Source organism: Dokdonia sp. Hel_I_63 (genome assembly GCF_007827285.1).
Classification (GTDB): domain Bacteria; phylum Bacteroidota; class Bacteroidia; order Flavobacteriales; family Flavobacteriaceae; genus Dokdonia.
Genome location: NZ_VISD01000001.1, coordinates 138,096 through 160,720, shown reverse-complemented (window position 1 = coordinate 160,720; position 22,625 = coordinate 138,096). Strand labels below are relative to the sequence as shown.

The following is a 22,625-nucleotide window of genomic DNA, read 5'->3' as shown; positions in this document are numbered from 1 at the left end:
GGTTGATTAGAACTTAAAGCTATAGCTCAAGCTAAAATCTTGTCCAGGGCTCCACTTAGAGTATAACTGGTCTTCTGCTTTGTAAGATTGAAAAACACTCTCGCGGTCATCATTAAGTAAGTTTCCTGCCTTAAATGTGATTGTTTGATTTTGATCTTCTCCAAATGACTTTGAAATATTGAATTTCAGGTCATTAAAAGGAAGTGTGTATACATCTGCTATTTCTCCAGCTCCTACAATTTGAAGTGTTTTACCTTGAACATTGTAGGACAGACTTGATTTCCATGCAGAATCTTCAGATTCGAAAGCAATACCAGCATTTAATAGAAATGGCGATTGTCCTTGTAAAACTCTTCCAGAGTCAAGAGTTTCTCCATCTCTAAGTAAGTTTTCTCTTAATAATCTTTCATCTTCATTATAAGTTTCATCAGACTCGATAATTGAGTAGTTTACGTTTAAAGAGAAATTGTTGAGACCTATGAAATCTAAATTTTTTCGTAGCTCAATTTCTGCTCCTATTACATTTGCATCTCCTAGGTTACGCGGTGTTACTTGTCCAGTTGCTTCGGCAAAAAATGTAAGTTCGATAGGGTCTTTGAAGCTTTTGTAAAAACCACTGAATGCAGCAAAATCGCCTATTCCAAATTTCTTTTCACTAGCACCGTAAATCTCATATCTTAGATCTAAGTTGTTAATGTAAGTAGGCTGTAAATTTATATTACCTATAAAAAGTTCGTTTTCAATTGGGTTAAATATTTGTGCAAGCGATGCCTCCTTAAATGAAGGACGGGCTGTAGTTCTAGAGTATGATGCTCTAATCTTTTTATTTCCATCCTCATTTAGATCAAATATTAAATTTGCAGAAGGAAATAAATCAGCTTTGTCTAATATTCTTTCATCATTAAAAACATTTCCTTGTTGATCTTGTCCAGTGTAGATAAGGTCAAATTTTTCAAATCGTAATCCTACAATTGCTGTGAACCACGAAGCTGGTCTAAGTTCTTCAGACGCATATAAAGCTCCTACATTGATATTTGAATCATACTGGTCATTATCATTAGAGTCTCTTCTTACAAAGAAGCCGCTGTCAGTATCAGGATTATATACGTTTTGCCCTAAAATTGCATTAGGGTCTCCGTTTAAAAGAGCGCTATTAAAGTTTCTAAAAGGTGTTGCAAAACGTATTGTTTTGAAATCACGTTGCTTATAAGTATATGCTGCACCAAATTTAAATTTTGCATCCTTTGCAAATAATTCATGCTTGCGAGTCATATCTAATTTACCAGCTAGGTTTATCTCATCAAGATTTCTGAAAAAACGGGAAGCATCACCAGATTCACTTGGGCTTATTGTAAAGCTTCCATCTTCATCATTAACTAGAAATGGAGTAGTACGGAAGTCCTTATCATCTACTCTTGAAAAAGTAGGAGACAATTTCCACTCCGTTGTCCATGAGGCATCTTCATTAGTGTGTTTTCCACTCAAAAGTACATTTGTAAGAGCACGTTCTGTATAAATTAAGATGTCCTTTTTAATGGTGTTACTGTTGTCTATTCTGTTAGTTTGACTAAGTAATGAAGCGCCAGATTCACCATTTTGTATGTGTAGTACGTTAAGACGATATTTAGAGTTGCTAGTTTTATAAGATAACCCTCCTAGTGCGCTGATAAGAACATTATTTTCTCCTCTTTCACCTTGTTGTGTTCTGTCTGTGTTTAGTTCAAAAATACTTGCATCGGTATCTTTTCTAAAACGTTGTCCATCTACGTAATCATCATAATATGTGGTTTCATTACGGTAAGAAACAGAAGCAAGATATCCCAATTTATTATCACCTACATCATAAGAGTTTCCTGTTGTAAACGATAAGTTGAAATCTGCACCACTGTTTTCTCTCTGTGCAGCTAGTACAGGATTGAGTCTGCCCGCTAAAAAAGACGCGGTATTAGGCGTGTTTGTAGGGAAATCAAATACTTGATTCTCATTAAAAGGGTTAGTTCGCTGTCCATCATCATAACCTAGAAAATCTGTACCGCTAGATTCGTTGCTTATGTAGCTATCGTTAAAGTGAAAATTAGGGTTATAGCCAAGGCCTATAGAAGCACTAGTTTCTTTTCCGTTAGGGATGTCTTTAGTAACTATATCAACTACACCTCCAGTAAAATCTGCTGGTTGATCTGCAGTAGAGGATTTTACAACTATGATATTTTCCAAAATTGATGAAGGGAAAATGTCAAGTTGCAATGTATTTCTATCTGGATCAAGTCCAGGTACATCTACACCATTGAGTATAGTTTTTGTATAACGATCACCTAAGCCTCTTACATATACGTATTTTCCACCCTGAACAGATACTCCAGGAATGTTCTTCACTGCAGCAGCAACATTACTAGCACCACTTTTCTTAATGCTTTCTAATGATAATCCATCGAGCAATTGAACCGATTTTTTTTGAAGATTTAAAACTGATTGCTCTGTATTTTGACGACTAGTCGATGTGATGATAACTTCGTCTAGTGATGCTCCCGATAGTGTTACATCAAGATTTGTAGTATTATTTTCTGTAACAACTACTTCAGAAATTTGCTGTGTATTATATCCAACAAAAGAAAATTCTATTACATAGGTTCCAGGAGCAATTTCTAGTGTGTATTTTCCATCAAAGTCTGATGTAGTACCCTTTGTTGTTCCTTGAACAATAACATTTGCAAATGGCAATATGTCATTGAGCTGCCCATCGTTAATAGTACCAGCGATAATTCCCGTTTGAGAATTTGCAGTTATTGCAGACAGTAAAAGTAAGAGTGAATATAAAACGGTTTTCATTATGTTATAATTCATAAGATTGCCCACCATTAATGGCGGGCAATCTATATTATTGTATAGTTTGTATGCGTGTGGGATGTTAAAGCCCCTTTTGTTATTTAGTCAATTACACCAGATGTACTTGCTGCTGCAAATGTCCATCCAAACACTGTAAGATCTGCACCTCCAGATGTTCCAGCTGTTGTCCAATCTGCAGCTTGATCTGTAAATGATGGAGATATAATAGTAGACTCACCATCTCCAGTTTTTTCAACAAAAATTGAATTTGCAGGAGTAACTCCTTCTACGATCCAGTTTGTGAAAGAAATTAATCCATCAATGTAGTTTTGAGAAACCCCATTGTTATCTAATTCAACATCCTTACCATCTTGGAATCCTGTTACAAATACATTGTTGGTTGCTCCTTGAGCACCATCTCTGTAGTCTGCATGTTCTCCATTTGGAGCAGTTGCGCTTCCTATAAGTGTAATGTTATTAAGAGTAAAAGCACCGTTTAAAGATCCTTCTGGACCATCTATTTCTAAAGCGTGATCAGAGATGTCTCCAGCAATTACAACTGCGTTTGTTACAGTTCCTGAGTATGCTTGATCGATGTCAAGACCATCATCACCTTGAGCCCACACTAAAAGATTTGATGCATTCACAGTACCTCCAAAAAATTCGATACCATCATCTACATTTCCTACAACCTCTACATGATCGATAGTAGTTCCTGTTCCTACACCACCTAAAGTAAGTCCGTTAATTTCGTTACCCTCACCTATGAGTGTTCCGCCATGACGTATTGAAACATAAGTTATAGTTCCTGAGTCATCTGCTGCATCAGTACCTCCATAAAGACCGTTAGTGTCACTAGCAGGTATTCCTTCAATTTGAGATGCTTCTACGTCACCATCCTCAGAGATAGGTGCGTTACCTAATACGATAAGTCCTCCCCATAAACCACGAGTATTTTCATCAAGAGTTCCTTCTGTTTGTCCTAGTTGTATACCATCTGCACTAGAAGTCATTATAATTGGAGCAGCAGCCGTTCCGTTTGCCTCTATTTTTGCATCACGTGCAATGATTAAAACAGAAGCGTTTGCCTCTTGTCCTGCAAATGCTTTAATGATTGTTCCTGGCTCTATAGTAAGAGTGTTTCCAGCTGTTACAATCACACGACCATCTAACTGCCAGATAGCATCATTTGTTAATGTAATGTCTTCGGTGATATTTCCAGAAAGTGTAGTATCTACGCTATCTGTATCATCACCACCTCCAGTTCCAGGAACTTCAGTTATTACGATAGGTTGATCATCATCACTTGAACATCCTGCTAAAATTCCACCTAATAAGGCTAAACTAAAAATTAATTTTTTCATCTTGGTTTTCGATTTGATTGTCATTTAAAATCTTCGATGCAAAGATGCTAGCATTATCTTTTTTTGAAGTTACCTCATTGTTATAGTTGTATTAGCTTCTTGTAATTTTAGTGTTATCTGAAGGTTAAGAATGTTATGCAATTCCTTAAATGTTATGTTTTTTACGCTTTCGCGAAAGCGTAAATCAATCAAAAAAAAGTAGAAAAAGACTATCTTTCCCCTTGCTAACAAAGGATTGAAAAAATGATGCAATGGGAACGACTGCTTTCACTTAAGAGGCAAGGAGATACAAATAAGAGATTACGAGCAGAGCAAGATGAAACCCGTTTAGGCTTTGAAGTAGATTACGATCGTATAATCTTTTCGTCGGCTTTTAGAAGCCTACAAGATAAGACGCAGGTAATCCCTTTGTCCAAAACAGATTTTGTTCATACACGATTAACGCATAGTCTAGAGGTTGCTGTTGTGGGAAGGTCATTAGGTAGGCAAGTAGGGAAACAAATTCTAGAAAAATATCCTCACCTTTCTGAGGTACATGGCTATAAGATGAATGATTTTGGGGCAATTGTAGCTGCTGCTGCGCTGGCACACGACATTGGGAATCCTCCTTTTGGTCATTCTGGAGAAAAATCTATAGGTGATTATTTCAAAAATGGTGGAGGTAAGCGATTTGAAGCTGAGCTCACAGATAAAGAATATCAAGATCTATGCACTTTTGAAGGAAATGCAAACGGGTTTAAAATACTCACGGAATCCCGTCCTGGTGCAGATGGAGGTTTAAGACTTTCATATGCTACTTTAGGTACTTTTATGAAGTACCCAAAAGAATCGCTCCCACATAAACCTACAAAGCATATTGCAGATAAGAAATATGGTTTCTTTCAAGATGATAAAGCCTCTTTTCAAGATGTAGCCGAAGAACTAGGTCTTATCCAGACTAGACATGGGAAGGATATAAGTTATGCGAGACACCCGCTTACTTTCTTAGTAGAAGCAGCAGATGATATTTGCTATACTATTATAGACTTTGAAGATGGCATTAATTTAGGGCTTATCCCAGAAGAATATGCTTTAGAATATCTTATAAAACTCGTTCCACATATAAATAGATCTAAATATTCAACACTTACAGATAAGGCGGCAAGAGTGGGTTATCTGAGAGCACTCGCAATAGGAACGCTCATAGAAGAGGCTGTTTCTATTTTTATGAAAAACGAAGAGGCCATTCTCGAGGGAGTATTTGATAAGGCATTGCTAGATAAATCTAAATATGAAGCGCAAATCAACGATGTTCTCAAAATAAGTGTTTCAAATATTTATGAGAGTGACGAGGTTATTTCAAAAGAAATAGCGGGTTATGAAATTTTAAACACCTTATTATCTTCAAGGTGCAATGCAATAACAGCCTATCCTACACATTACGATAAGCTAGTTCTAAAATTATTTAATACAAGATCAGACGGTGATTATACTTTGTATCAAGAACTCTTAGAAATTTGCAATCAAGTATCTGTGATGACAGATAGTAAGTCTGTTAAAATATTTCAACAGCTTCAAGGAATGAACATTAATGGGTAAACAATTATGTTAATGAACGTACATTCATTGTGGGGTTAGTGGCTTTCGTTTAATTTTATTGCATAATTTAAATTAAATCCTATATTCCTATGAAAAAAAATTACGTTAAGATTTTAATGATTTTGTTGTTTGTCACCTCGATGGGTGTTCAGGCACAGGATTATTTATCACTGCTCAAGCAGGAAATTACCTCACAGAGGAGCCAATTAGGAATTGGGTCTCAAGATATAAATGAACTATATATTTATAGTAAGAGCAAAACTCAAAAAACTGATGTAATGCATGTATATGCAGGACAAAAGTATAATGATATTTCGATATTTAATGCTACGGTAAATGGAGCGTTTAAAGGACAAGAATTAGTTTATTTCTCAAACACTCTTGAAGCAAACATATCTGCTCGTGTAAATACAACAACGCCACAATTAAATCCTTTACAAGCAGCAACAGCAGCAGCAGTTGAATTAGGTCTGGGCTCTGGAAGCTTCTCCTTAATAGAGACAGTAACAACTAAAGAATTTTTACTAACTAATGGTGGTGTTTCTTTAGAAGATGTGCCTGTAGAATTAGTTTATGTGCCCGTGGATGAGGACTTAAAACTTGCGTGGGATCTTAATCTTCATACTCTAGATGGAAAGCATTGGTGGAGTGTGCGCATAGATGCTCAAACAGGAGAAATTATCAATCAGAACGATTGGGTGGTTTCTTGTTCATTTAGCACTCATAATCACCAATCAATAAACGAGAACAACAATTCATCTAAGAAAAACTTTAGTTTATTTAAAACAGAGGAATCTAGTGCAGCTTTTGCTGGGGAGCAGTATAACGTATACGCCCTTCCATTAGAGAGTCCTAATCATGGTAATGCTTCACTAGTGGTAGACCCACAAAATCTTGATGCTTCTCCATTTGGATGGCATGATACAGATGGTGCAGAAGGAGCCGAGTTTACAATAACTCGTGGTAATAACGTACTTGCATGGGATGATATATTAGGAGATAATGAGGATACAGGAGGTACTTCGCCAGATGGCGGTGATGCTTTGAACTTTGATTTTCCATACGCATTTGACACAGATCCAGTAAATATGTTAGAAGCGTCCACAACAAATTTATTTTACTGGAACAATATCATGCATGATGTTCTCTTTCTTTATGGTTTCGATGAGGAGAGTGGGAATTTTCAACAGACTAACTATTCCAATTTAGGAATAGGGAATGATTTTGTAATTGCAGATTCTCAAGACGGATCTGGACTTAACAACGCAAACTTTGCAACTCCACCAGATGGTAACAATCCAAGAATGCAAATGTTCCTTTGGACTGCGAGTGGACCTCCAGGAGAAGCTGTTACGATTCTTGATGGGTCTTTAGCAGGTTCATATATTGGAATTCCTGCTGGATTTGGAGCTCCTCTTCCAGAGGAAACCGCACTACAGGGAGAACTTGTTATACTGTTAGATGATAACGCGGGAGAGTCAACAGATGAGCTTGATGGTTGTGATAATGTGACAAATGCTGCTGATGTAGCTGGGAAGATTGCCCTATTGAGAAGAGGTGCATGTGAGTTTGGAACTAAAGTATTATCAGCAGAACAAGCTGGGGCAATTGCAGTAATTGTAGTAAATAATGTTCCTGATGCACCAATTGGAATGGCTCCAGGAGCAACAGGTGATCAGGTCACGATACCTAGCGTAATGGTCTCACAAGAAGATGGAGAAGCTTTAATCTCAGCGTTACAGAACGGAGAGGTGATAAATGGATCTCTTCTTAACGACGGTCCATTCCAGATTGATGGTAATTTAGATAATGGGATTGTCGCTCATGAATATGGCCACGGCGTATCAAATAGACTAACTGGAGGGGCAAATAATTCTAATTGTATGAGGACTTGTGTACAATTTAATGCAGATGGTTGTGTTCCAGGTAGGGCTACAGAAGTAATGAGTGAAGGATGGTCAGATTATTTTGGACTCATGCTTACAATGAGGGAAGGTGATACGGGAGAAGATTTAAGAGGTATTGGAACTTATGCAATAGGACAGCCTACAGATGGTGTTGGTATACGCCCAACAGCTTATAGTACGGATTTTGCGATAAACAATTCTTCATACGATTCTGTTGCAGAATTCGAAAGCACGACGGCACCACACCCAGTAGGGTATGTTTGGGCAACAATGATTTGGGATATGACATGGGGATTCATTGATGAGTTTGGTTTTGACGCAGATATATATAATGGTACAGGAGGTAATAATATAGCACTTCAATTAGTAATGGATGGTCTTAAATTACAACCGTGTAATCCAGGTTTTGTAGACGGTAGAGATGCTATACTAGCGGCTGTAGAAATGAGCCCATACTTTACAGATGAGGATACGAAAGCCACAGCTGGATGTATTATTTGGACAGCATTTGCAAAAAGAGGATTAGGTTTTTCTGCAGATCAAGGTGATTGGAGAGAGCGAGAGGACGGAACTTCAGCTACAGATCTACCACCAGATAATCTTAACCCTTGTTTAGGACCTCTTTCTGTAGAACGAGTTGCGGCAGCTGGAGTGTTTAGCGTATTTCCTAACCCTAGTAACGGTAATATCAATATTGCAGTAAACACACCTCAAGGTCGAGGAACTGTAAAAATTATTGATATAAATGGACGTGTAGTTTATACAAAAGATGCTGTTCTTGAGGGTTCTTTAAAATTACAAGCAGAAGGACTTGCAGCAGGTATTTACTTACTACAGGTACAGAGTGCTAATGCTACTGAAACTATTAAGATTATCATCGAGTAATATTAGATATTGAATCAAATAAGAATCGGCAGACTCATAAGTCTGCCGATTTTTTTATGCAAGATTTTTAAGAAGGCTAGTAATTGCGTTTACAGATATTCCAGCTTCTTCATACTGCTCCTCAACCGTGGCATGTTCTATAAACGCGTCTGGTACTCCTAGTACGGTAAGTTTGCCTTTGTACGCTTTCGCGAAAGCGTAATCACCCACAACACTTCCCAGTCCACCTATTTTTGAGCCATCTTCTACAGTGATGATATGTTTATAGGTTTTAAAAACCTCATCTAATAAGTCGGTGTCAATTGGTTTTAAAAAGCCAATATCATAAATACCGCATTCATTTTTAGATTGTTTTACCGCTGTCAAAACATTCTTTAAAATGTTTCCTATACTTATAATGGCAACATCTTTACCTCCCTGAATACAACGTCCTTTACCTATTTCAATCTTTTTAAAAGGAAGTTGCCAGATTATATGAATACCGCGACCACGAGGGTAACGTATCGCAATAGGGTTGTCTAATCCAAGTTGTGCTGTGTACAAAATATTACGAAGTGCAATCTCATCACTTGGGGCATATATAATGAGATTAGGAATACAATTGAGATAGGCCAAATCAAAGACACCCTGATGAGTGCCGCCGTCTTGCCCCACCAGTCCTGCTCTATCTAAACAGAAAATCACAGGTAAGTTTTGAAGCGCAACATCATGAATAATTTGGTCGTATGCGCGTTGTAAAAAAGTAGAATAGATGTTGCAATACACAACCATTCCCTCTGTAGTCATACCTGCCGAAAGCGTTACGGCATGCTGCTCTGCGATGCCTACGTCAAAGGCACGATCTGGAAAAGCAGCAATCATGTACTTAAGGGAACTTCCCGTAGGCATGGCAGGTGTAATCCCTATTATTTTCTTATTAAGTGTAGCGAGCTCCACGATAGTGTGCCCAAAAACATCTTGATATTTTGGAGGCTCTGGTATTTCTTCTTTTTTTACTCTAATGCCAGTAATGGCGTCAAATTTCCCAGGTGCGTGATAGGTGATCTGTTCTTGTTCGGCGAGGGCTAGTCCCTTTCCTTTGGTGGTAATTACATGTAAGAATTTTGGACCTTCTACTTTTTTGAGAGCTTCTAAGGTCCCTAGTAGTTTAGGTAAATCGTGACCGTCTATCGGGCCAAAATATTTAAAATTAAGAGCTTCAAAGATGTTGTCTTCCCTAGCAGTGCCTTTTTTTACGTTAGTTAGATATTTTTTAAGAGCTCCCACACTTGGGTCAATTCCTATGGCATTGTCGTTAAGAATGACGAGCAAATTTGCATTAGTGACTCCGGCATGATTGAGTCCTTCAAAAGCCATTCCGCTCGCTATAGAGGCATCTCCTATTACTGCGATGTGATGTCTATCTTTTTGTCCTTTTAATGTTGCAGCCATCGCCATACCTAATGCTGCAGAGATAGAAGTGCTACTGTGACCTGTGCCAAAGGTGTCATACACACTCTCCATACGATTAGGAAAACCACTTATGCCACCTTTTTGCCTGTTAGTATGGAAAATATCTTTACGTCCCGTTAATATTTTATGTCCATAAGCCTGGTGACCGACGTCCCAGATAAGATTATCTTCTGGCGTGTTAAATATATAGTGTAGGGCAATTGTAATTTCAACAACTCCTAAACTAGCGCCTAGATGTCCTTCCTTAGTTGCAATAATATTAATAATAAAACGACGAAGCTCTACCGCAAGTTGGGGTAGTTGCTCTTGCGTCAATAGGCGCAAATCGCTTGGTGTTTTTATAGTATCAAGAATACTCTCTGGCATGTTACAAAGGTACATCTTGAATATGTATTTTTATATCATTAAAAACAGGATACATGCTAGAACCTTATGATGATGCTTACTTTATGAAGAAGGCTTTGCAAGAAGCGCAAGCTGCTTTTGATCAAGGTGAAATTCCTGTTGGTGCCGTAGTCGTAATTGATAATATGATTATTGCCAGGGCACACAATCTTACAGAGCGTTTAACGGATGTAACCGCACATGCAGAGATGCAGGCGATTACAAGTGCTTCTAATTTTATAGGTGGCAAATACCTTCAGCAATGTACGTTGTATGTTACTTTAGAGCCGTGCCAAATGTGTGCTGGCGCTCTCTACTGGAGTCAAATAGGTAGGATCGTTTATGGAGCAAAAGATTTGAGGCGTGGTTATGATGTGATGGGTACCATCTTGCATCCTAAGACAAAGGTAGAAAGCGGAGTGCTCGCACAAGAGTGTGAAAGTATCATGAAGCGCTTTTTTGTAGATAAGCGCAATCTTAATTAATAATACTTTACCTTTTATAACTCTTAATTACGCTTTCGCGAAAGCGTAAACTTGCATTTTACGGCTGCTTTTCACTTAAATACTTCCAGTATCTCTTGGGTACATGCTGTAAGTGTAGTCTCATGTTTTTACGAGACGGAATATTGGTGCTTTTAAAATAGTTTTTCCATAAGTCTTGATAATGCATTTCATCATGCGTGAAGTAAAATGGCGCAGCTAGGCTACTATTAATATCATTTGAGATTTCAAGCTGTACATAGTTGACAGTCTTTAGATCATAGAAAATCCCATAATTCCTGCAGCGATCATAGATGAGCCATTTTTGATCTGCATATCTATTTTTAAAGTGAATGGCATTAAGAGGTAAGGTGTCAAAATCTGGTTCTACCTCTGCAAAATATACATTGTCCTTAGTAAGTCTAAACCTGATAAAGGCATCCATTCTATGTTTTTCACGCCCTACAATTTTAACCAAATTGGTAAGTCTCAACACATCGATATCTGCAAAATTATCAGTGACATTTTCACCTTTAAATCCTTTTTTAATTATTCGTAAGAGTACTTGCTCTCTATCTGATTGCTCACTTAAAAATGCTTTATAGATGAGATTACCGGCTTTCTTTCCTATTCTATCTTCAATGCCTTTCCATACACGATCAGATTTTGCTTGATCTGTATATATTGTATGCTCCTCATCAAAGAAATTTACGGTGACTAGTCGCTCGCTTACAATTTTTACTCGTGTAGGTTTACGGTCATAAACCTCAAATACTGCAGTGAGAAAACCTTCGAAGGTCCCATCATAGATATATTGATCTATCATTCCCATCTTACGACACAGTTACATTTGCATTAGACTCAAAAAGGTTAAGCTGGCTGCTGTAAGCACCTCGCCATTTACTAGAAGAGGTTCCCATGATTAAGCTTTTGAGTTGTGCAGCGGTGCGGTCTTTTGTTTCAAATTGTGAAGAAGCGCAAACAAGAAAATACTGAGCGCGATTCATAGAGATGCCTATAGCTTTTAGATGTTCCCAACCTAGTTTTCTATATCTACGAGCGTTAATAATTTTATCTACAGAGCGCATTCCTACACCAGGAATGCGAGCGAGCAATCTGCGGTCTGCATAATTTACATCTACAGGGAAGTGCTGTAAGTTGCGTAGTGCCCAACTTAATTTTGGGTCGATATCTGTTTCAAGATTAGGGTGTTCTTTGTTAAGTAATTCTTGTATGCTAAATCCATAAAAACGCAATAGCCAGTCTGTCTGATACAATCTATTTTCTCGTAACATAGGCACATCTGTACCTATAGAAGGCAATCGCTCGTCATGACTTATAGGGATGTATCCAGAGTAGTACACCCTTTTCATTTGGAATTCTTTGTAAAAGTATGCACTTGTGTACATAATCTGAGCATCTGTCTCACCCGTAGCGCCTATGATCATCTGTGTACTCTGTCCAGCAGGTGCATATATAGGAGTACTTTTTATAAGCTTTTTCTCGCTTTTGTATTGAATGATCTCATTCTTCACTTTGCGCATAGGCTTGATAAAGTCTTCACGCTTTTTATCTGGAGCAAGTAATTTAAGACCTTGCTCCGTGGGTATTTCAATATTTACCGAAAGTCTATCGGCATAAAGTCCTGCTTCTCTCATTAATTCGTCGCTCGCTCCAGGAATAGATTTGAGATGGATATACCCATTAAAATTTTCTTCAAGGCGTAGTTTCTTGGCAACAAGAACCAGGCGCTCCATGGTATAGTCGGCATTTTTAAAAATACCACTACTTAAAAATAGGCCTTCAATATAATTTCTACGGTAAAAGTTGATGGTGAGATTCACTACCTCTTGTACTTTGAAAGCGGCACGTTTTACATCATTACTTTTGCGAGTTACACAATATGCACAGTCAAAAATGCAATGATTAGTAAGTAAGATTTTCAATAACGATACACATCGTCCATCTTCTGTATAGGTATGGCAAATTCCCATCCCACTAGAATCTCCTAGGCCTTTATTTTTATTTGCACGCTTACTGCCGCTAGAAGAGCAAGACACATCATATTTTGCAGCATCTGCGAGGATGTTGAGCTTTTCTTTAATACGTTCAAAATTCATAGCAATAGGATTTATGTCAAAATTATGGCATAATTCCTAATATATGGATTGTAACGCAAATTTTGTGAATGGTATTGAAAGAAATAAGTACGCTTTCGCGAAAGCGTAACCCCATGAAGCCGACTACTATTTATTACTTTTAACATCATCACTTTTTTAAACTATATATATGTCACAGCCTAATCATTTAAAAGTTGCTCTTGCTCAAATCGCTCCAGTTTGGGGGAATAGGGAAGAGACGATTAAAAAAATAAAAATCGCCATTCAAGAAGCCGCCGAAAATGAGGCAGAACTCATTGTCTTTGGAGAAGGGTTGTTGCCTGGATATCCATATTGGTTATCACTCACAGATGGTGCGGCATGGGATACAAAAGTGGTGAAGGAATTACATGCGCACTACGCAAGAAATGCGGTTGAAGTAGAACGAGGCGATATAGATGAAATATGTTCATTATCGAAACATTTCAATATTGCAATATATCTCGGAATAATAGAAAAACCAATGGATAGAGGAGGAGCAAGTTTATATTGCTCCTTAGTGTATATCAATCAAAATGGAGAAATACAATCTGTTCACCGCAAATTACAACCTACATATGATGAGCGATTAACTTGGGCGCCAGGAGATGGTCACGGTCTAAAAGTGCATCCTCTTAAACAATTTACAGTGGGCGGTCTTAATTGCTGGGAGAACTGGATGCCTTTGCCACGTGCTGCTATGTATGCACAAGGTGAAAATTTGCATATTGCCGTATGGCCAGGGAGTGATTACAATACGAAAGATATTACACGATTTATTGCCAGAGAATCTCGTAGTTATGTAATCTCTGTATCAAGCAGAATGGCAATTGCTACGGACTTTCCGGAAGATACTCCTCACCTCAATGAAATTTTAAAATGGGCTCCAGAGCGTTCATCAAACGGTGGTTCTTGCATTGCAGGACCAGATGGCGAATTCATCCTACCTCCAGATATTGAAACAGAAGGAAATATATATCACACCTTAGATTTTAATAGGGTGTATGAGGAACGTCAGAATTTTGATCCTTCTGGGCATTATTCTCGTCCAGATGTAACAAAGCTCACAGTTAACAGAGAACGTCAGAGCACGGTAACCTTTAATGACTAATTGAATAGCGGCAGAAATCACTTGAAGATTTCTGCCGCTTTTTATTGTTTGAATAGGTATATTAAATCCTTAATTCTTTTGAAGTCTCTGCCTCAGAGATAAGCATTGGGAACATAGCTCGCACTTGTTTTAATTGTGCTGTTCTTTTTAATACATCTCCTTTGTAAGTACCATTCTTTATATCCTTATCTGTAGCTGTAAAGTCAATCGCAAATAACCGTTGTGCTTCTCTATTTCTTAAAAACTCATAAGCACTTGAAATCTCATTCTGTACCGTGATATACGTATTGTAGTTTGTAAGTCTATCTGGCGAAATAGAGATTACAGCTTTCTGAGGATTATCTGACGAGAGTAGATCTCTACTGCCTTCGCAGTAATCACAATATCCATCTTGATCTGATGGAATGCCGCCGTTATCAAGAAAGTCAATGGTTAATTGTCTTAAAGCTTCAAGCGGTACACGTTCATTTTCTACCAGCAGCATATTATCTGCGTTCACAATAATTTCAAAGAGGTTCTTGTTTTTGATAAGAACTTCGGTGTTGTCTTTAATCGCTGGCGGAAGCTGCCGTGCGATGCCTTTGTCCTTTTCTATAGTTGTGGTAACCAAGAAAAAAATAAGCAAGAGGAAGGCAATGTCTGCCATAGATCCTGCATTTACTTCGGGAGTAGTGCGTCTTCTCATAATGTATAAAGTTTTAAAATGTTGAACAGGATGTGGGAATCAAGTTCTGTGCCAGTAGGCTGTTTTTTGAAAATGGAGAATGTCTAAGCTCTTAGCGAGTGTGTTTTATAAGCAGCTTTAGGATTTTAATTGTCAGTATTTATCCAGACGTTTATATGGTTTTAGATGTAATGAGAGTAGTATGTTGGGCTTATTTTACTTCATAAAAGCTTCTTTGTAATGCGGTCAAATTTTCGCGAAAGCGAGCAACTTATTATTATGCTCACTAGGTAGTAAAAGAGTACGGAGTAAATCTTACCTTTGCAGCTTAAACAATAATGTAATGAGCAGAGGAGCAGATAATAGAGGAAAAGGAAAACCATCTGGGCGTAGTGGCGCTGGCGGAAAGCAAAAGAGTGGTTCTAGAGGGACACAACCCGTGCGTAAACAAGCGAATAAACCAGTAGGAAAACCTAAGGATAAAGCCTTTGATGCACAAAAAAAACAAGCGCCTAGAAAGAAGGATGATGGAACGATGCGCCTTAATAAGTATATAGCAAACTCAGGGATATGTTCTCGTCGTGAGGCAGATATGTATATCTCTATAGGTCAAGTTACCGTAAATGGTAAGGTGGTTAATGAGATGGGTTACCAAGTAAAACTAGAGGATGATGTTCGTTTTGATGGACGTCGTATCAATCCTGAGGCAAAAGCTTATGTGTTGCTTAACAAGCCTAAAGGCTTTGCAACTACAACAAGTAATGATAAAGGAAATACCGTAATGGATCTCGTAGCAGGTTCTACTAAATCTCGTATTCAACCTATAGGAAGATTAGGCCGTAATGCGATGGGATTATTACTTTTTACTAATGATGATGAACTTGTACAGAAATTTACAAATTCTAAAAAAGGAGTAGATAAGTTATACCACGTAGAGCTTTCTAACAACTTGAAAGGTGCAGATATTGAGCGAATCAATGAGGGTCTTAAGATCGATGGCAAAACAATTACCGTAGACGAAATAAGCTATGTAGATGGAGCACCAAAAAAGGAAGTAGGTCTTCGTATTAGAAATACTGGTAACAGTGTGATACGTACTATTTTTGAACACCTTAACTACGAGGTGGTACGTGTAGACTGTGTGACTATAGCGGGACTTACAAAGAAAGATTTACCTAGAGGTCACTGGAGACACTTAACGAAACAAGAGGTTGTAAATCTTAAAAACGGATAGGTTTTTATGGAGTATCGTCTTACCATCGTAGTCCCAGTTTATAATGAAGAAGATAACCTCGCAAGGGTAGAGTCTGAATTTGTAGCTTATTTTCAAACTGCTACAGCAAAGAGTAAGGTGCTGTTTGTGAACGATGGTTCTAAGGATGCGAGTCTTGATATCATCAAGGAAATTTGCGCTAGAAATACTGATTTTGAGTACATCGCATTTACAGAAAATTGCGGACTAAGTGCCGCAATTAAAGCCGGATTTGATCACGCAGATACAGAACTCGTAGGTTATATAGATAGTGACTTACAGACGTCTCCAGAAGATTTTAATGTGCTTATTAAAGAAATAGGACCCTATGATCTTGTGACTGGCGTGCGTGCAGATCGTAAGGATAAGTTTGTAAAAAACATGTCTTCTAAGATCGCAAATGGAATACGCCGTTCGTTTACACATGATGGGATGGATGACACTGGTTGTCCGCTTAAAATTATAAAAACGGAGTACGCCCAGCGCATACCTATGTTTAAAGGTCTACACCGTTTTCTTCCTGCAATGATTTTATTGCAACATGGGAAAGTAAAACAAGTACCTGTAAGACACTTCCCGCGTATTGCTGGAGAGGCAAAATTTGGTGTTTGGAATAGATTATTGGGTCCACTTATGGATTGCTTTGCCTATCTCTGGATGAAGAAAAAGTACATCAATTATAAAGTAGGTAGTACAAGCCGTGGATAGTCTGTCGCTACTTGCCGTACTTGCGCAGCTTCTCTTTGGAGGGCGTATGTTATCGCAGTGGTTACTTTCAGAAAAGAGTAAAAAAGTAGTAACACCGCTTACGTTCTGGTGGCTTAGTCTTTCTGGATCTTTTGTACTTTTTATTTACGGATATTTCCGTACGGACTTCCCGCTTATGCTGGGTCAAGTGCTGGGATACATCATTTACATAAGAAATTTACAAATCCAAAAGCAGTGGAAATTGTTACCCAAATGGTCTCAGTTTTTAATCATTGCCATTCCTGTCGGGATTATTGCATACGGGTGGAATAATGGGAAATTTGACCTTGCAGCATTATTCTCAAAAGAGGAGATGAGCACTTGGCTGCTTACCCTTGGAATCGTTGCACAAGTCTTATTTACACTTCGTTTTGTATACCAGTGGTTTCATGCGGAAAAGAATAAAGAAGCAACATTACCTCTTGGGTTCTGGTTGTTTTCATTTACGGGAGGACTACTCTCGTTGCTGTATTTCTTATACCGTGTAGATTATGTAATGGTGCTCTCTTATGGGCTGGGAACGTTTATCTACGCGCGCAATATTTATCTTTATTATAAATCTCAAAAGGCTTGATCAAACTCATAGAAAAGCGGCCTGTTCTCACAATCATTATCGTGGTTGGAGTTTTGTTATTGCCTTTTCTTGATGTACTAGAAGTGACGATCATGGAAGCTCGCAACTTTGTGACAGCGAGAGAAATGCTTACAGATGGTAACTGGATACTCACCACCATGAATGGTGAGCCACGTTATGAAAAACCGCCTCTGCCCACTTGGCTATCGGCAATTTCTGGAGCTATTTTTGGTGTAAATAGTGTCTGGGCAATGCGTTTTCCAGCCGTATTAATGGTGATGTTGCTGGGGAGTATGATATATACGCTTTCGCGAAAGCTGACTCTTACTAAACGCAATAGTCTTATTAATGCACTCGTAAGTATAACGTCATTATATGTTATTCTTATAGTTTTTGAAGCACCGTGGGATATATATGCACATGCATTTATGCTCACGGCAATTTATTGCATTTTTAAGGGATTGAGTGAAGATACATCACGCGGGAATATATCGACTTGGCTCATCGCTGCTATATGTATAGGAGCGTCTATATTGAGCAAAGGGCCTGTTTCTTTATACGTACTGTTCTTGCCATTTCTGATTGCTTATGTCGTAATCTATAGAAGAGAAACAGAACGTAGAAAGTGGTTGCCAGTAACGCTTGTTTTGCTAGGAGGGTTATTATTAGGTTTTAGTTGGTACGGTTATGTACGTGCTATAGATCCGGAAACTTTTGCAGCGATAGCATCAAAAGAAACAGGAAACTGGACGAGTTATAATGTGAGGCCATTTTACTACTACTGGAGCTTCTTTGTACAAAGCGGATTATGGACAATTCCAGCCTTTATAAGTCTATTGTATCCTTATCTGAAGACTAGGGTTTCAAATAGAAAAGCATATCGTTTTACATTTTTGTGGACCATTATCGCTGTCGTACTACTTTCTGTCATTCCAGAGAAAAAATCTCGATACTTGATGCCTGTACTGATACCACTAGCCATGAATGTTGGTTTTTATATCACGTATCTCGTAAAACGTTTTAAAGAATTAAAAAGTAGAAAAGAGATTGTTCCCGTGTATTTCAATGTGGGCTTATTGCTTTTAATATTTATAGCTGCTCCTATTGCATTTATTTACCTAGCTATATCACACTCAATAGCTGTAAATGCTATTGGCGTAATTGCTTTTATGGTAGTTCTTATAGTTGCACTATATATTATACGTGCTTTGATGCGTGGAAATATATACCATGTTTTCCTGCTTATTGTCCTCGCTGTTATTTGTACGGCCATAGGAAGTCTTTCTGTTCTTAAAAACAACCTGTTTAATGAATATTACAGCGCATTTATCGATGAGGTTCTCGAAAGTAGCACACCACTTTATAGTTTTGAAATGGGCGCTCCTGAGGTGTTCTGGGGAGCTGAAAGGAAAATAGTTATGCTTGACTCTGAAGAGCCTGTACTGGTAGATGAAAGATTCTACTTGTTATTATGTTCAGATTGTGAAACTGTTCTTGCAGAGAAGTTTAATGGCTATCAAGCAACGTATATTCAAGACTTTGATTTTAATTATAACGCAAGCGGCAGTAGAGCTTATAAAGGTAGAAAGTCTGGAAAAGTGTATGAAATGATTAAGGTGGGAAAATAGTTCAACTCTCAATGGCGGTCTTTGCCATTACAGTAACCTTAGAAGGTCTATAAATTTCCCAGATAAAAAATACGATTACCACAACATACTCTATTGCCACTAGGCATAAGTTTTCATTAAATCCATTTGCGCCGTATGCGGCATAGCTTAGCATCACGGTTGCACTCCATACTAGTGGAAAGCGATAGCGTGTAAACACACACAAAAGTAAAGGAGTAGCCACATACCAAGGGTGAACTGTGGTAGACATTAAAAAGTAAAAGGAGATACCAATAAGTATAGCGGTAATAGTTGCTTGTAATGATCTGTTATTTCTAAAAAAGGCTATAACTATCAGAAAACCTAACACAATCTTAGGAAGTAAAGGGCCTACATCTCCTATGATATTCCAGCCTATCGTTTGATAACCTATGTATCTAATGATATAGTAGACGCTAGCGTTAAATTCAAATTTCTTAAACCATAACGCAATGGATGCTCCAAAGTTTTCGGCAAACTCATTTGTGAGAAATGGTAAGAAGGTTAATATGACTACTCCAATCACAATCAAATAGAAATAAACGAGACGAGGTAGGTTTTTTGTTATTTCGCGAAAGCGGACTTTCCAAGGATAAGAGCTTCTAAAGTGGGTTGTTTTTCTATCACCACGAGTTAAGAAGTATTGCATGAAAAGTGGCAGAAAGAGTAGCGGTAATAACTTAGTTGATATAGATAATGCAATCATCACAGCACTTAATATCCACTTACCTTGAGCCAGCAAATACAACGACAGGACTACAAAAAACAACATTACAGACTCAAAATGCAGATTGCCTGTCATCTCAATAATGATAAATGGATTGAGCCCGTACCAGAAGATATTATGGATGGGTAATCCTAGTTTTTGCAATAATTTTTTGCCGTAAATGATAATCCCAACATCTGCTAGAATAATAGTAATTCTAAAAACGATAGCTGCGCCAATGATGCTATTGTCTGAGAATAATCCAGCAATTGCAAATATAAGTTGGTTTACGGGCGGGTAATTTGTAAAGTGACTTCCGTTAAGTGCTCCCATTCCCTCATAGAGCTGTCTTGCTTGCGCTACAATCTGGAGATTACCTACTTCTATATAGCTTTGTGGAGTCGTTAGGTACGGATTAAGACCTTGTACAAACATGCGTCCGTCCCATATAAAGCGATAAAAATCTTGAGAGAGATTTGGGATTACAGGTATAAATATGAGTCTTAATGCTACTGCAAAAACGAGTAGCAAAGAGAAGTCATTTTTGCCTTTGCTTACTATGAAGTAAAAGCAAGCAAAAAGTATGCTGTACAGACTTAGTAGGAGTGCGGTGTTAGCTCTTTCTAGTTGAAAAGCAAAGACGTAATAGGTAACTAAGGAAACAATCGCTAGTGCGATAGGAGTTTTTTGATATTTCCAAAGACGTTCTATCACGCTTTACTCGTAAGTGATTTAAAAAACACAAAACCAAATCCCATGAATAACATAAAGTGAAAAGGGAACAATCCAAAGTCACCACCTTGATCACCTACGACAGATGCATAGTACATCCCAAAACCAAAGTACAGCATCAAAAGTCCTTCAAAAATTACATTGATTGATATGTTCTTTTTGAGGTATTTATTGCCTTTCCAAGAGTCTTTGAGTTCGCTTATATTAAACTTAGGCGTACGTATAAAATCACTTCGTTTACCTAGGTGACCTTCTATTACTGCAATAGAATTATGAAGTGAGAATCCCATGGCAATACTAAAAAATACAAAGAACATCCCCGTGTATTTTAAAAATTGCTTGAAACCTCCACCATATATACTTTTAAACATAAACCAGTAGCAGATAAAGAAAATCACACTACTTATTACAAAGAAAGACATCACATAAAAGTATGGCTTTAGGTGTGCATATTCGTTTTTGATATAGAGCATTGGGATACTCAATATCGCTACAATAAGAACATTTAAAAACATGGTACTATTTAAAAGGTGTAGTAAGCCATGCAATTTTGTTTTTGGAGAAATACTCTTGCTTGCTAATACCTTTCTAGACATTTTCTGGAAGTTCTCTGCTCCACCTTTATTCCATCGAAACTGTTGAGAGCGTGCAGCACTTATTACTACTGGAAGCTCTGCAGGAGTTTCTACATCTTCAAGATATTTAAATTTCCAGTTTTTGAGTTGTGCTCGGTAGCTCAAGTCTAGATCTTCGGTAAGGGTATCACCTTCCCAGTTTCCAGCATCTTCAATACATTGCTTGCGCCATAAGCCAGCAGTTCCATTAAAGTTTATAAAATGTCCTTTACTATTTCTACCTACTTGTTCTAGTGTAAAGTGTGCGTCAAGTGCAAAAGCCTGCACTTTTGTAAGCAAAGAATAATCTCTATTTATATGTCCCCAGCGAGTTTGTACAACGCCTATGTTACGATCCTTAAAATAAGGAACGGTGCGCTGCAGCCAGTTAGGTTCTGGAAGAAAATCTGCATCAAATATGGCAATAAATTCGCCTTTTGCAACTTTAAGTCCTTCCTTTAAAGCACCGGCTTTAAAACCTGAACGGTCTGTACGAGTAACATGTTTTATGTCTAGTCCTTTATCGCTAAGGCGTTTTATGTGATTTCTTGTAGTTTCAAAAGACTCATCTGTACTATCATCTAGTACTTGGATTTCAAGCTTATTTGCAGGGTAGTCTAAGAGCGCAATATTATCTAATAGACGCTCCATGACATACAGTTCATTATATACTGGAAGCTGTATCGTTACAAATGGAATTTGTGCAGGATCTTTAAAATTAAATAAGACAGCGTCATCTTTCTTGCGCTGTGCGCGCAAGTAATTAAAAAGTAAGTTGAGCTGGGATAAGCTATACGCAAATATGATAATAAGCGAAATCGTGTAAATAACAATAATAACGGTTTCTAATATCATTTCTTAAAACTGTATTTAAAAATCCATCCTAGTATTTTAACTCCAGCCATTACTGCACCTTTTACGGTACCAGAGACTTTAGAAACACCTATGCGATTGCGATAAGTTACCGGGACTTCTATATAATTCATCTTTTTCTTTAAAACCTTGAGTTGCATTTCAACCGTCCAACCATAGGTTTTATCTTCCATCTGTAAGGCGAGTAAGCTATCATATTTCATAGCTCTAAAAGGACCCAGATCTGTAAAGTTTGCTCCAAAGAATAGCGTCATTAATGAAGTAGCAAGCCAATTTCCAAAAATCTGAGGAGTGGTCATTGATCCGCTTTCGCGAAAGCGTTTATCTCTAGCACCTATAACCATGTCGTAATCTCCATTGATAATAGGAGCAACTATCTTAGTAAGCTCTTCTGGGTAGTCACTATAATCTCCGTCTAAAAAGACAACGATATCTGGGCGTTTGGTAGGGTCATCAATACCCGTGGTTGCAATGTATTCCATGCCCTTGAGGCAAGCGTATCCATATCCTTTGCGTTCTTCTCTTAATACAGTAGCACCATTATCTCTAGCAACTTGTTCTGTATTATCTGTAGATGCATTGCTTACTACAATTACTTCGCTCACTGTATGAGGAATGTCTCGTAGCACATGACCAATGGAGTCTTGCTCGTTGTAAGCTGGTATTATTACTTTAATAAGGGGAGTCATAACG

Annotated in this window: 17 protein-coding genes; 8 read left to right on the top strand and 9 right to left on the bottom strand. The window is 37.9% G+C overall.

All coding sequences use genetic code 11. From position 1 onward, the window contains the following. Positions 1–6 precede the first annotated feature (6 nt). Entirely contained in the window at positions 7–2,841 is a 2,835-nt protein-coding gene (locus tag JM84_RS00680) for a TonB-dependent receptor (protein ID WP_261375677.1), read from the bottom strand. 83 nt (positions 2,842–2,924) lie between these two features. Continuing rightward, positions 2,925–4,187 carry a hypothetical protein gene (locus tag JM84_RS00675; RefSeq protein WP_013751011.1) on the bottom strand — a complete coding sequence of 421 codons (1,263 nt, stop codon included), beginning with the start codon at positions 4,185–4,187 and terminating at the stop codon, positions 2,925–2,927. A gap of 246 nt (positions 4,188–4,433) precedes the next feature. Here JM84_RS00675 and dgt point away from each other — a divergent pair, with 246 nt between their 5' ends. Continuing rightward, complete coding sequence (gene dgt, locus JM84_RS00670) at positions 4,434–5,765, top strand: dGTP triphosphohydrolase (RefSeq protein WP_144785109.1); 1,332 nt, start codon at positions 4,434–4,436, stop codon at positions 5,763–5,765. 89 nt (positions 5,766–5,854) lie between these two features. Further along, positions 5,855–8,557, top strand: a complete 2,703-nt coding sequence (locus tag JM84_RS00665) for a T9SS-dependent M36 family metallopeptidase (protein ID WP_144782280.1) — start codon at positions 5,855–5,857, stop codon at positions 8,555–8,557. Positions 8,558–8,611: 54 nt separating this feature from the next. Here JM84_RS00665 and JM84_RS00660 read toward each other — a convergent pair whose 3' ends face one another. Then, on the bottom strand, positions 8,612–10,375 hold the full coding sequence (locus JM84_RS00660) for a 1-deoxy-D-xylulose-5-phosphate synthase (protein ID WP_186439087.1): 1,764 nt from the start codon (positions 10,373–10,375) through the stop codon (positions 8,612–8,614). Between the two features lie 53 nt (positions 10,376–10,428). On the opposite strand from JM84_RS00660, the gene JM84_RS00655 reads away from it, so the two are divergent. Further along, positions 10,429–10,878, top strand: a complete 450-nt coding sequence (locus JM84_RS00655; protein ID WP_013751015.1) for a nucleoside deaminase — start codon at positions 10,429–10,431, stop codon at positions 10,876–10,878. Between the two features lie 58 nt (positions 10,879–10,936). Here the strand turns inward: JM84_RS00655 and JM84_RS00650 are convergent, their stop codons facing one another. Both JM84_RS00650 and JM84_RS00645 read right to left on the bottom strand, forming a co-directional pair. Continuing rightward, a complete protein-coding gene (locus JM84_RS00650) occupies positions 10,937–11,701 on the bottom strand; it encodes a TIGR03915 family putative DNA repair protein (RefSeq protein ID WP_315897926.1) in 765 nt (254 codons plus the stop codon). 7 nt (positions 11,702–11,708) lie between these two features. Then, complete coding sequence (locus tag JM84_RS00645; protein WP_013751017.1) at positions 11,709–12,995, bottom strand: putative DNA modification/repair radical SAM protein; 1,287 nt, start codon at positions 12,993–12,995, stop codon at positions 11,709–11,711. A 169-nt stretch (positions 12,996–13,164) separates the two neighbouring features. Here JM84_RS00645 and JM84_RS00640 point away from each other — a divergent pair, with 169 nt between their 5' ends. Then, positions 13,165–14,124, top strand: a complete 960-nt coding sequence (locus JM84_RS00640; RefSeq protein WP_013751018.1) for a carbon-nitrogen hydrolase family protein — start codon at positions 13,165–13,167, stop codon at positions 14,122–14,124. A gap of 61 nt (positions 14,125–14,185) precedes the next feature. Here JM84_RS00640 and JM84_RS00635 read toward each other — a convergent pair whose 3' ends face one another. Further along, positions 14,186–14,809, bottom strand: coding sequence for an ExbD/TolR family protein (locus JM84_RS00635; RefSeq protein ID WP_013751019.1), 624 nt, complete (start codon positions 14,807–14,809; stop codon positions 14,186–14,188). Positions 14,810–15,131: 322 nt separating this feature from the next. On the opposite strand from JM84_RS00635, the gene JM84_RS00630 reads away from it, so the two are divergent. From JM84_RS00630 to JM84_RS00615, 4 genes are read left to right on the top strand one after another with little or no spacing between them, the layout of a single operon-like run. Then, positions 15,132–16,022 (top strand): pseudouridine synthase, encoded by an 891-nt coding sequence (locus tag JM84_RS00630; RefSeq protein WP_144782275.1) that lies wholly within the window; start codon positions 15,132–15,134, stop codon positions 16,020–16,022. 6 nt (positions 16,023–16,028) lie between these two features. Further along, positions 16,029–16,748: a glycosyltransferase family 2 protein gene (locus tag JM84_RS00625; protein ID WP_013751021.1), complete on the top strand. Its 720-nt coding sequence runs from the start codon at positions 16,029–16,031 to the stop codon at positions 16,746–16,748. Continuing rightward, entirely contained in the window at positions 16,741–17,361 is a 621-nt protein-coding gene (locus JM84_RS00620; protein WP_013751022.1) for a lipid-A-disaccharide synthase N-terminal domain-containing protein, read from the top strand. Before JM84_RS00625 ends, JM84_RS00620 begins: the two co-directional genes overlap by 8 nt. After that, positions 17,358–18,989, top strand: a complete 1,632-nt coding sequence (locus tag JM84_RS00615) for an ArnT family glycosyltransferase (RefSeq protein WP_013751023.1) — start codon at positions 17,358–17,360, stop codon at positions 18,987–18,989. The genes JM84_RS00620 and JM84_RS00615 overlap by 4 nt, the downstream gene beginning before the upstream one ends. Before the next feature lies 1 nt (position 18,990). Here JM84_RS00615 and JM84_RS00610 read toward each other — a convergent pair whose 3' ends face one another. From JM84_RS00610 to JM84_RS00600, 3 genes are read right to left on the bottom strand one after another with little or no spacing between them, the layout of a single operon-like run. Then, complete coding sequence (locus tag JM84_RS00610) at positions 18,991–20,427, bottom strand: mannosyltransferase (protein ID WP_013751024.1); 1,437 nt, start codon at positions 20,425–20,427, stop codon at positions 18,991–18,993. After that, entirely contained in the window at positions 20,424–21,914 is a 1,491-nt protein-coding gene (locus JM84_RS00605) for a cellulose synthase family protein (protein ID WP_013751025.1), read from the bottom strand. Before JM84_RS00605 ends, JM84_RS00610 begins: the two co-directional genes overlap by 4 nt. Beyond that, a complete protein-coding gene (locus JM84_RS00600) occupies positions 21,911–22,621 on the bottom strand; it encodes a glycosyltransferase family 2 protein (RefSeq protein ID WP_013751026.1) in 711 nt (236 codons plus the stop codon). Before JM84_RS00600 ends, JM84_RS00605 begins: the two co-directional genes overlap by 4 nt. Between the last annotated feature and the right edge of the window lie 4 nt (positions 22,622–22,625).

Bases quoted from the DNA above. Each gene is read 5' to 3' on its own strand.
- JM84_RS00600 (WP_013751026.1), bottom strand. From the start codon at position 22,621: ATGACTCCCCTTATTAAAGTAATAATACCAGCTTACAACGAGCAAGAC.
- JM84_RS00675 (WP_013751011.1), bottom strand. From the start codon at position 4,187: ATGAAAAAATTAATTTTTAGTTTAGCCTTATTAGGTGGAATTTTAGCA.
- JM84_RS00640 (WP_013751018.1), top strand. From the start codon at position 13,165: ATGTCACAGCCTAATCATTTAAAAGTTGCTCTTGCTCAAATCGCTCCA.
- JM84_RS00635 (WP_013751019.1), bottom strand. From the start codon at position 14,809: ATGAGAAGACGCACTACTCCCGAAGTAAATGCAGGATCTATGGCAGAC.
- JM84_RS00665 (WP_144782280.1), top strand. From the start codon at position 5,855: ATGAAAAAAAATTACGTTAAGATTTTAATGATTTTGTTGTTTGTCACC.
- JM84_RS00605 (WP_013751025.1), bottom strand. From the start codon at position 21,914: ATGATATTAGAAACCGTTATTATTGTTATTTACACGATTTCGCTTATT.
- JM84_RS00680 (WP_261375677.1), bottom strand. From the start codon at position 2,841: ATGAATTATAACATAATGAAAACCGTTTTATATTCACTCTTACTTTTA.
- JM84_RS00650 (WP_315897926.1), bottom strand. From the start codon at position 11,701: ATGATAGATCAATATATCTATGATGGGACCTTCGAAGGTTTTCTCACT.
- JM84_RS00645 (WP_013751017.1), bottom strand. From the start codon at position 12,995: ATGAATTTTGAACGTATTAAAGAAAAGCTCAACATCCTCGCAGATGCT.
- dgt (WP_144785109.1), top strand. From the start codon at position 4,434: ATGCAATGGGAACGACTGCTTTCACTTAAGAGGCAAGGAGATACAAAT.
- JM84_RS00660 (WP_186439087.1), bottom strand. From the start codon at position 10,375: ATGCCAGAGAGTATTCTTGATACTATAAAAACACCAAGCGATTTGCGC.
- JM84_RS00655 (WP_013751015.1), top strand. From the start codon at position 10,429: ATGCTAGAACCTTATGATGATGCTTACTTTATGAAGAAGGCTTTGCAA.
- JM84_RS00630 (WP_144782275.1), top strand. From the start codon at position 15,132: ATGAGCAGAGGAGCAGATAATAGAGGAAAAGGAAAACCATCTGGGCGT.
- JM84_RS00625 (WP_013751021.1), top strand. From the start codon at position 16,029: ATGGAGTATCGTCTTACCATCGTAGTCCCAGTTTATAATGAAGAAGAT.